Raw genomic sequence first — 9291 nt, forward strand, 5'->3', positions numbered from 1 at the left:
GTCTTTATTTAGTATCCGGCTTCTTTTTGATGTCGCACAGCCAGGATGGTGGCTGTTTCACCATCGAAGCGATATAGCGCAATATATCCGCTAGTTCCGAAATTAATCAGCCATTCCCGAAACATTGGATCCATATCATCAACAGGACGACCTATCTCCGGCTGGTGTGCGAGTATTTTTACGCCTGCCCGTAGAGTTTTCATAGCACGACGGGCTGCATCTACATCTTTAATGGCAAAGAAGCGATAGAGCCTCTGTACGTCGGCGAGAGCTGGCGGTGACCAAATCAGACGTGGCACTTAGGCAGCTCCACATCTTCACCCGATTCAAGCTTCTCCAGCCAAGCGTCAGCTTCTTCAAGCGTCAGATGCAATCCGTTTTCCTGGTACGCATCCCAGGCACCTAATGCATCCCGTTTGAAAGATTCTCTCTTTTCTTCACGCTCAACATAATCACGGATCGCTTCACGCATGATCCAGTGCGATGAGCGGTGTCGCGCTTCAGCCAAGTGCTGGATCCGGCTTTTCAGCTCATCGTCTAGTTTTACGGATGTCGCCATTTCACCACCTCGATATTCAAAGGTACTACCTATGAATACTATACCCCAAACCTCTGGTGAGCCAGATTGCAACGCCGGGGATTTAAACAAGTTGCGTGGGGAAGAGACGCAAAAAAGCCCAGCGATTCAAGCTGGGCTTTTGAGCCTTGCTATCGCTTATTTAGCGGTAGTAAGCGTTGGTGGTATCGCTGTGATCGGTAACGTCGCGAATACCGGCAAGCTCTGGAATGCGCTCCATCAGGGTTTTCTCAACGCCATCTTTCAGGGTTAAATCAACCGCTGCACAACCCTGGCAGCCGCCGCCAAAGGCTAAGACGGCGTACTGCTGTTCGGTGAGCTCAACCAGTTTGATTTCGCCGCCGTGGGCCGCCAGCCCAGGATTGATCTCGCTGTAAAGCACGTAATTGATACGGTCTTCCAGCGGGCTATCCGCATTGACCTTGGGCATCTTGGCGTTGGGCGCTTTGATCGTCAGCTGGCCACCCATGCGGTCGGCGTTGAAATCTACCACCGCCTCTTCCAAAAACGCCAGGCTGTTTTTATCGAGAAAGACGTTGATTTTCTCGAGTTCAAGCAGCACATCGGTGGGTTCTTCTTCGCCGGGGCGGCAGTAGGCTAGACACGTTTCCGCGTAGGGTGTGCCCGGCTGGGTAATGAAAATGCGTACGGCAATACCCTCAACGTTCTGCTTTTCCAGCAGTTCTGCCAAGTATTCTTGCGCACTGTTTGTAATATCAATACCTTGGGTATCGACACTGGTTTCTTTTTCGCTAGTCGTGGTCATGAGGGCTGTCTTCCTCCCGTGGTAGTGGCGGCGCCACTTCACATGTCATTTGTGTCTATGGTAAGCAAAACAGCGCGCTGACACAATCCCGACTGTTTTAGTCGGCTATTTTAAACAGCTCTTTTTACGAGCGACTATTAATTATCTTTCCTTATCTTGCGTATAGCCTCCGTAGGGGCGCCTTTTGCCATCCCTTTTGTTATCATTATGCGCCTTATAACGACAGATGCTGCTTTTCCGACGATAACAACATCCCCTTTGACGACTGTGACGCTGGAGAACTCCCCCTGCCATGGCTGATAGTGCTTTGATCGCGACCCTCACCCAACGCCTTGCCCAACGTATCCTGATTCTGGATGGCGGCATGGGCACCATGCTGCAGAATGCCCAGTTGAGCGAGGAAGATTTTCGCGGCGAACGGTTTAGCGACTGGCCCTCGGATCTCAAAGGCAATAATGATCTGCTCGCGCTAACCTGCCCCGAAGTGGTCACGCGGATTCACCGTGACTACCTGGAAGCCGGTGCCGACATTATTGAGACCAACACCTTTAATAGCACTCAGCTGTCACAGTCTGATTACGGCATGGAATCGCTGGTGGTTGAACTCAACCGTGAATCAGCGCGCCTGGCTCGTGAGGTCTGCGACGCAGTGGCCGCTGAAACCGGCGTGCCCCGCTATGTTGCCGGTGTGTTAGGCCCCACCTCGCGCACCGCGTCGCTATCGCCGGATGTGAATGATCCCGCCAAGCGTAACGTCACCTTCGATGAGCTGCGTGAGAACTACTATGAAGCCGCTGAAGCGCTGATTGCAGGCGGTGCCGATCTGATCATGATCGAAACCATCTTCGATACGCTTAACGCCAAGGCCGCGATCTATGCCCTGGAAGAGCTGTTCGATGACCGCGGCGAGCGCTTGCCGGTAATGATCTCCGGCACCATTACCGATGCCTCGGGGCGTACGCTTTCAGGTCAAACCACCGAAGCCTTCTGGAACTCGGTACGCCATGCTCAGCCGCTGTCGGTAGGCTTGAACTGTGCCTTGGGTGCCGAGGAGCTGCGCCCCTATCTGGAAGAGCTCGCTACCAAAGCCGATACCTTTGTCTCCGCCCACCCCAATGCGGGCCTGCCCAACGAGTTTGGTGAGTACGACCAAACGCCGGAAGAGATGTCGGAGATTGTCAGCGAGTTTGCTGCCAGCGGGTTGGTGAATATTATCGGCGGCTGCTGCGGCTCAACACCCGAGCACATTCGCGCCATTGCTGATTCGGTTCGCGATATGACGCCGCGGGTAATTCCTGAGCGCAGCCGCGCCTGCCGTCTATCAGGCCTAGAGCCGTTCAACATTGAGGCTGACTCGCTGTTCGTCAACGTCGGCGAGCGCACCAATGTTACCGGCTCGGCGCGCTTTAAGCGCTTGATTGTGGAAGAGGACTTCACCACCGCCTTGGAAGTCGCCCTGGAGCAGGTCGAAAGCGGTGCTCAGGTCATCGATATCAATATGGACGAGGGCATGCTCGAGTCCAAGGAAGCCATGGAGCGCTTCCTTAACTTGATCGCCGGCGAGCCGGATATCGCCCGGGTGCCGATTATGATCGACTCCTCCAAGTGGGAGATCATCGAAGCGGGCCTGAAGTGCGTCCAGGGCAAGGCGGTGGTGAACTCCATTTCACTCAAGGAGGGCGAAGCCGCCTTCCGCGAGCAGGCCACCAAGTGCCGCCGCTTTGGTGCCGCCATTGTCGTTATGGCCTTTGATGAAGAGGGCCAGGCAGACACCTTCGCCCGCAAAACTGAAATTTGTCAGCGCGCTTACCGCCTGCTGGTAGATGAAATCGGCTTCCCCGCGGAAGACATTATCTTTGACCCCAATATCTTTGCCATCGCCACAGGTATTGAGGAGCACAACAACTACGCGGTCGACTTTATCGAAGCGACCCAGTGGATTCGCGAAAACCTGCCCCACGCGATGATTTCTGGCGGGGTGTCTAACGTCTCTTTCTCGTTCCGTGGCAACAACCCGGTGCGCGAAGCGATTCACTCGGCTTTTCTCTATCACGCCATCCGCGCAGGACTCTCCATGGGTATCGTCAACGCGGGCCAGCTCGCTGTTTACGACGACCTCCCCGCCGAGCTACGCGACGCAGTAGAGGATGTGGTGCTCAATCGCCGCAGCGACGGCACCGAGCGCTTGCTGGATATTGCCGATAAGTATAAAGGCGACGGCAGCGGTGCCGCTAAAAAAGAGGATCTTGAGTGGCGCAGCTGGCCGGTTAACAAGCGTATCGAACACGCGCTGGTTAAAGGCATTACGGTGTATATCGAGGATGACACCGAACAGGCCCGCGCCGAGGCCGAACGCCCTATTGAGGTGATCGAAGGCCCGCTGATGGACGGCATGAACGTGGTGGGCGACCTGTTTGGCGACGGCAAAATGTTTCTGCCTCAGGTGGTTAAGTCCGCGCGGGTGATGAAGCAGGCCGTCGCCTACTTGATTCCCTATATCGAAGCCGAAAAGAGCGAAGAGACCAAAGCCAAAGGCAAGATCGTCATGGCCACGGTCAAAGGCGATGTCCACGATATCGGTAAAAATATCGTCGGCGTGGTCTTGCAGTGTAATAACTATGAGGTGATTGACCTTGGCGTCATGGTGCCTGCCGACAAAATCCTTCAGGCAGCCAAGGAGCATAACGCCGATATTATCGGTCTTTCCGGGCTGATTACCCCCTCTCTGGATGAAATGGTGCACGTTGCCAAAGAGATGCAGCGCAGGGGTATGGATCTACCGCTGCTGATTGGCGGTGCCACCACGTCAAAAGCGCACACTGCCGTCAAAATCGAGCCCCAGTATGAGCACCCGGTGATTTACGTGACCGACGCCTCCCGGGCCGTTGGTGTAGCGGGCAAATTATTGACGCCTGCTTTAAAAACACCTTACGTCGCCGAAATCCGTGAAGAGTACGAGAAGGTTCGCGAACGTAACGCCAAGCGCCGCCCAAAAGCGGCAGATCTTGACTACACCCAGGCGCGCAAGCGGCGTTTTCGCACCGACTGGAGTGTCCACACCCCTGCCAAGCCCAATATGCTGGGGCTGAAAACCTTCGATGATTACGACCTGGAAGAACTGATCGAACGCATCGACTGGACGCCGTTCTTTATGAGCTGGCAGCTAGCGGGCAAGTACCCCAAAATTCTCGACGATAAGGTCGTGGGGGAAGCCGCTCGCAACCTGTTTGAAGACGCCAAGATCATGCTGCGCAAGCTGGTCGATGAGAAACGCGTTCAGGCCCGCGGTGTTATCGGCCTGTGGCCCGCCAATAGCGTGGATGATGATGTCATCGAGGTGTACGCCGATGAGTCACGTAGTGAAGTCGTCGAACGTCTCTTCCATATCCGTCAACAGACCACCAAAGGCCGTGACGGTATCTGCTACAGTCTGGCCGATTTTATTGCCCCCAAAGAGAGTGGCAAAGCCGACTGGATTGGCGGCTTTGCGGTCACCACAGGGCACGGTGTCGATGAGCTCACCAAAGCTTATGAGGCGGCAGGCGACGACTACAATGCGATTATGGTGCAGGCGTTGACGGATCGCCTTGCGGAGGCCTTTGCCGAGCGCATGCATGAACGGGTACGCAAAGAGTTTTGGGGCTATGTACCGGAAGAAACGCTGGACAACGATGCCCTGATCGCTGAGAAGTATCAGGGCATCCGCCCTGCCCCCGGCTACCCTGCCTGCCCGGATCATACCGAAAAAGCCACGCTATTCCGGTTGCTCGATGCCACCGAAAATACCGGTTTGGCGTTGACCGAGAACTTCGCCATGTGGCCTGCGGCAGCGGTTTCCGGCTGGTACTTTGCCCATCCCCAGTCGAAATACTTCTCCACTGGTAAGATTACCCGGGATCAGGTCGAGGCCATTGCCGAGCGTAAACAGATGCCCCTTGAGGAGATGGAGCGCTGGCTCTCACCAGTACTCTCCTACGACCCGAGCTAATTAATGCTGTTTGTCCCCGGTCGCCATGGCAAGGTCATGCGCTTAGCTTTTCCGATCATGTTGGGCATGCTCTCCCAGAGCATGCTTAACTTGATCGATGCCGTCCTGGTGGGGCATTTAGGTGAGGTAGCGCTTGCGGGTGTTGGCGTGGGCGGTTACGCCATGTTTATGCTCAGTGCTCTTGTGTTTGGCCTCTCCTCCAGCGTGCAGTCACAAACCGCCCAGCGCGAGGGGGCTGCCCACGCGGATATTGCCCATCCGCTTAACTCGGGGCTGGTGATTGGGCTTGTGGTTGGCCTGCCGCTATCCGTCTGGGCTTGGTGGCAAGCACCGCTGCTGATTGGTTTGATTAGCCAAGCCGATGATGTTCAAAGCGTCGCCGTTGACTATTTTCGTTGGCGGGTGGTGTCACTAATGGCCATTGCGCTAACGCTCTGCTTTCGTGGCTACTGGAACGGTCGCCAGCAAACGCATCTCTACTTGCGTATCATCGTGGCGGTTCACTTGATTAATGTGGTGGCCAGTGCGGGGTTGATCTATGGATTCGCCGGGCTACCCAAAATGGGCGCGAGCGGTGCGGGTGCTGGCACAACACTATCGCTGTTTATTGGCTTGATTGTTTGGTGTTGGGTGAGCATAAAAAGCCCATTTACCCAACATTTTTTGACACGCATGCCTTGTTTAGCCACCCTGCGCACGACCCTGGTACTTGCCGCTCCTCACTCTTTGCAGCAGTTTTTATTTGCAGCGGGTTATGCGGTACTCATTTGGTTACTTAGCCAGCTAGGCACGGCCAGTGTCGCGGTTGGCCATGTGTTGATTAATCTTTCACTGCTGCTAATTTTGCCGGGGGTGGGGATTGGCGTTGCGGCGATGAGCTTAGTGGGTGAGGCATTAGGCCGAGATGCTCAGCACGAAGCCCACCGCTGGGGTCTGGATGCGCTGCGGGTCGCATGGCTACTGCTACTTGTGCTGGCGCTGCCGATGTTAGTGATACCCGAACAGGTACTTGGGATATTTTTCAGCAGTAGCGAGCTAGTAGCGCTGGGTAAACTCCCGTTGCAGATAACCGGCGTGATGATTGTGCTGGATGCCGCAGCTTTAGTGCTCGCCCAGGCCTTAATGGGCGCGGGCGCTCAACGCACGGTGATGATGTTGACCCTGGGGATGCAGTGGCTACTTTTTTTACCCCTGGCCTGGTGGGTCGGGATTGGTTTAGACCAGGGCTTATTAGGTATCTGGCTTATGCAACTGCTCTACCGGTTGATAAACTCAGTCGGCTTTTTATGGGTATGGCAACGACGCCGCTGGCTGGCCCCTGCTTTCTAACCGTCTGCCTGACCCGTAATTGGTGTTCTAAATAGCTTTTAGAGATAAAAAGATAATTATATATTCTTTTGAAGAATATGACGCCCGCGTTAAGGTGGCGCTACATTAACGTCCGTCTCAACGTGACCATTTCGCTTTTTAGCAGGATCGTGCCACATGTACCGTTATGATATTCACGACCAAACCCTGGTTGACGAGCGTGTCGCTCAGTTCCGCGACCAAATGGAACGCTACCGCGCCGGGCGTTTGGGAGAAGAGGAGTTTCGCCCTTTACGGTTGCAGAACGGCCTCTATATTCAACGCCATGCGCCTATGCTGCGTATTGCGATTCCTTACGGCATGCTGGCGGGTAGCCAGCTGCGTGCCCTGGCTGAGATCACCCGCCGCTATGACCGCGGCTACGGCCACTTTACCACCCGGCAAAATTTACAGCTCAACTGGCCTGCCCTTGAAGACGTGCCGGATATTTTGGCAGATCTCGCCAAAGTACAAATGCACGCGATTCAAACCAGTGGTAACTGCATTCGTAACACCACCAGCGACCAGTTTGCCGGCATCGCTAACGATGAAGTGGAAGATCCACGCCCCTGGTGCGAATTAATCCGCCAGTGGTCGACTCTGCACCCGGAATTCGCCTATCTGCCGCGTAAGTTTAAAATCGCGGTCAGCGGTGCTGCTCAAGACCGTGCGGCGATTCAAGTACACGATATTGGCCTGCGCCTATGGCACAACGCCGACGGCGAGCTGCGTGTTAAAGTGCTAGCCGGTGGCGGCCTTGGCCGTACTCCAATGATTGCAGACGTGGTACGTGAAGATCTGCCCTGGCAGCATCTGCTCACCTACCTGGAAGCCTGTGTACGGGTATACAACCAGTTTGGTCGCCGGGATAACAAGTTCAAGGCGCGGATTAAAATCCTGGTAAAAGCCCTGGGCATTGAGGAATTCCGTCGCCGGGTCGAGGAAGAGTGGGTGCATTTGAAAGACGGCCCGCAAACGCTTAACCAAGCAGCCGTCGATGCAGCCAAAGTTCACTTTCCCGAGCCTGATCGTCGCCCGGTTGCAGAGAGCGCTAACGAAGATTTTGACCGCTTGCGCGCTGAAAACCGCAGCTTCGCGCGCTTTGTCACCAACAACGTGACCGACCACAAAGTGCCCGGCTATAAGGCCGTAACGCTGTCACTGAAACGCCGCGAGCACGCGCCTGGGGATGTCACCGCTGACCAAATGGAAGCGGTCGCAGATTTAGCCGATCGCTACAGCTTTGGTGAAGTGCGTGTTACCCACGAACAGAACCTGGTGCTTTCTGACGTACCGGTCGATGAACTGGAAGCGCTGTGGGAAGAGCTTGAAGCGTTGGGTATGGCGAACCCCACCGTGGGCACGCTCAACGACATTATCTGCTGCCCTGGAGGCGACTACTGCAGCTTGGCTAATGCGGTCTCCATTCCCATTGCCCAGGCGCTGCAGGAACGTTTTGAAGACCTCGACTTCTTGTATGACCTTGGCCCGCTGGATCTGAATATCTCCGGCTGCATGAATGCTTGTGGCCACCACCACGTGGGTCATATCGGCATCCTGGGCGTGGATAAAAAAGGCGAAGAGTTCTATCAGATATCGATTGGCGGCAACTCCACCGACGATGCCTCGCTTGGTAAGATTTTAGGCCCGTCCTTTTTCCGCTCAGACGTGCCGGATGTGGTCGAAAAAGTATTGGAAGTCTATGTGTCACAGCGCCATGAGGACGAACGCTTCTTGGATACTTACCGCCGTATTGGCTTAAAACCCTTTAAGGAGCGTGTCTATGCCTAATAGCCCTGCGCCTAATAAACCTGATGAGACGCAAGCTGAAGCGGTTGAACAGACACCGGTTCATGTCGATCACTTAATTTTCAATGGCGAGCTTGCGGCGGAAAACGCTTGGTGTGTTTCCTACGATGTAGATGCCCTTCCCGAGCAGCGCCCGGCGTTTGTGCCGCTGGCATTGTGGCAGGCCAATCAGGACGACGCTGAGCTGGCACCGCTACTCACCAGCGATACCGAGCTTAATGTTGAGTTAGGCCAACAGCTGAGTAGTGCTAGCGCAATCGCAGTTGATTTCCCTGCGTTTACGGATGGCCGGGGTTACACCATCGCCCGCCTGCTACGCGAGCGGTACGGCTATAGTGGCGAAGTGCGCGCGGTGGGTGATGTTCTGGTGGATCAGTTGGAGTATATGCGCCGCTGTGGTTTTACTGCCATGGCGCTGCGCGATGACCAGCATCCCGAGGATGCCCTGCGCGCGCTAAGCTTTATCAGCGTTCGCTACCAACCCGATGTTGAAGAGCGTCAGGCGCTGTTTGAGCGCCGTTTAGCCGATAATAAGTAGACGCAGAGCGTGAATGTTATAAACCCAAAAGGGCAGCTTAGTGAACTGACCCCATAAACTTGGACAGTGAAAAACTAAGCAGCCAAGGCCTGATTTCGGTACTGCACCGGACTCAGGCCTTTTAATTTGGTCTTAATCCGCTCGTGATTGTAGTAATGGATATAGTGCCGAATGCCCGCCTGTAATTGCTCAATGGTGTCAAAGCGGTTCAGGTAAAAATATTCTGACTTCAGCGTACCAAAGAAGCTCTCCATTGCGGCATTATC

General features: G+C 54.9%; 8 protein-coding genes. 4 read left to right on the plus strand and 4 right to left on the minus strand.

Features of this window, described 5'->3' with window-relative positions:
- Positions 1–8: 8 nt before the first annotated feature.
- The 3 genes from E0L35_RS18260 to nfuA form a co-directional block, all read right to left on the minus strand.
- A complete protein-coding gene (locus E0L35_RS18260) occupies positions 9–299 on the minus strand; it encodes a type II toxin-antitoxin system RelE/ParE family toxin (RefSeq protein WP_138801050.1) in 291 nt (96 codons plus the stop codon).
- Positions 287–559 carry a CopG family ribbon-helix-helix protein gene (locus E0L35_RS18265; RefSeq protein WP_138801051.1) on the minus strand — a complete coding sequence of 91 codons (273 nt, stop codon included), beginning with the start codon at positions 557–559 and terminating at the stop codon, positions 287–289. The genes E0L35_RS18260 and E0L35_RS18265 overlap by 13 nt, the downstream gene beginning before the upstream one ends.
- 160 nt (positions 560–719) lie before the next feature.
- Positions 720–1343: a Fe-S biogenesis protein NfuA gene (gene nfuA, locus E0L35_RS18270; protein ID WP_027959432.1), complete on the minus strand. Its 624-nt coding sequence runs from the start codon at positions 1341–1343 to the stop codon at positions 720–722.
- A gap of 292 nt (positions 1344–1635) precedes the next feature.
- Between nfuA and metH the strand changes: the two genes are divergently transcribed.
- The 4 genes from metH to E0L35_RS18290 all read left to right on the plus strand — a co-directional run bounded on the left by metH (position 1636) and on the right by E0L35_RS18290 (position 9025).
- Positions 1636–5331: a methionine synthase gene (gene metH, locus E0L35_RS18275; RefSeq protein WP_138801052.1), complete on the plus strand. Its 3696-nt coding sequence runs from the start codon at positions 1636–1638 to the stop codon at positions 5329–5331.
- A gap of 3 nt (positions 5332–5334) precedes the next feature.
- Positions 5335–6660: an MATE family efflux transporter gene (locus E0L35_RS18280; RefSeq protein ID WP_022523461.1), complete on the plus strand. Its 1326-nt coding sequence runs from the start codon at positions 5335–5337 to the stop codon at positions 6658–6660.
- A gap of 156 nt (positions 6661–6816) precedes the next feature.
- The gene (locus E0L35_RS18285) at positions 6817–8469 is read left to right on the plus strand and encodes a nitrite/sulfite reductase (protein ID WP_022523460.1); all 1653 of its coding nucleotides are present in this window, start codon (positions 6817–6819) and stop codon (positions 8467–8469) included.
- Entirely contained in the window at positions 8462–9025 is a 564-nt protein-coding gene (locus E0L35_RS18290) for a DUF934 domain-containing protein (protein WP_138801053.1), read from the plus strand. Before E0L35_RS18285 ends, E0L35_RS18290 begins: the two co-directional genes overlap by 8 nt.
- A 74-nt stretch (positions 9026–9099) precedes the next feature.
- On the opposite strand, the gene E0L35_RS18295 is transcribed toward E0L35_RS18290, so the two are convergent.
- The coding region (locus E0L35_RS18295) for an IS3 family transposase (protein WP_138800108.1) at positions 9100–9291 on the minus strand (192 nt) is incomplete at its 5' end.

It is taken from the genome of Halomonas sp. ATBC28 (genome assembly GCF_005937175.1).
Lineage (GTDB): Bacteria > Pseudomonadota > Gammaproteobacteria > Pseudomonadales > Halomonadaceae > Vreelandella > Vreelandella titanicae.

Excerpts from the sequence above, each read along its gene's own strand:
- E0L35_RS18265 (WP_138801051.1), bottom strand. The coding sequence starts at position 559 with ATGGCGACATCCGTAAAACTAGACGATGAGCTGAAAAGCCGGATCCAG.
- nfuA (WP_027959432.1), bottom strand. The coding sequence starts at position 1,343 with ATGACCACGACTAGCGAAAAAGAAACCAGTGTCGATACCCAAGGTATT.
- metH (WP_138801052.1), top strand. The coding sequence starts at position 1,636 with ATGGCTGATAGTGCTTTGATCGCGACCCTCACCCAACGCCTTGCCCAA.
- E0L35_RS18280 (WP_022523461.1), top strand. The coding sequence starts at position 5,335 with ATGCTGTTTGTCCCCGGTCGCCATGGCAAGGTCATGCGCTTAGCTTTT.
- E0L35_RS18285 (WP_022523460.1), top strand. The coding sequence starts at position 6,817 with ATGTACCGTTATGATATTCACGACCAAACCCTGGTTGACGAGCGTGTC.
- E0L35_RS18290 (WP_138801053.1), top strand. The coding sequence starts at position 8,462 with ATGCCTAATAGCCCTGCGCCTAATAAACCTGATGAGACGCAAGCTGAA.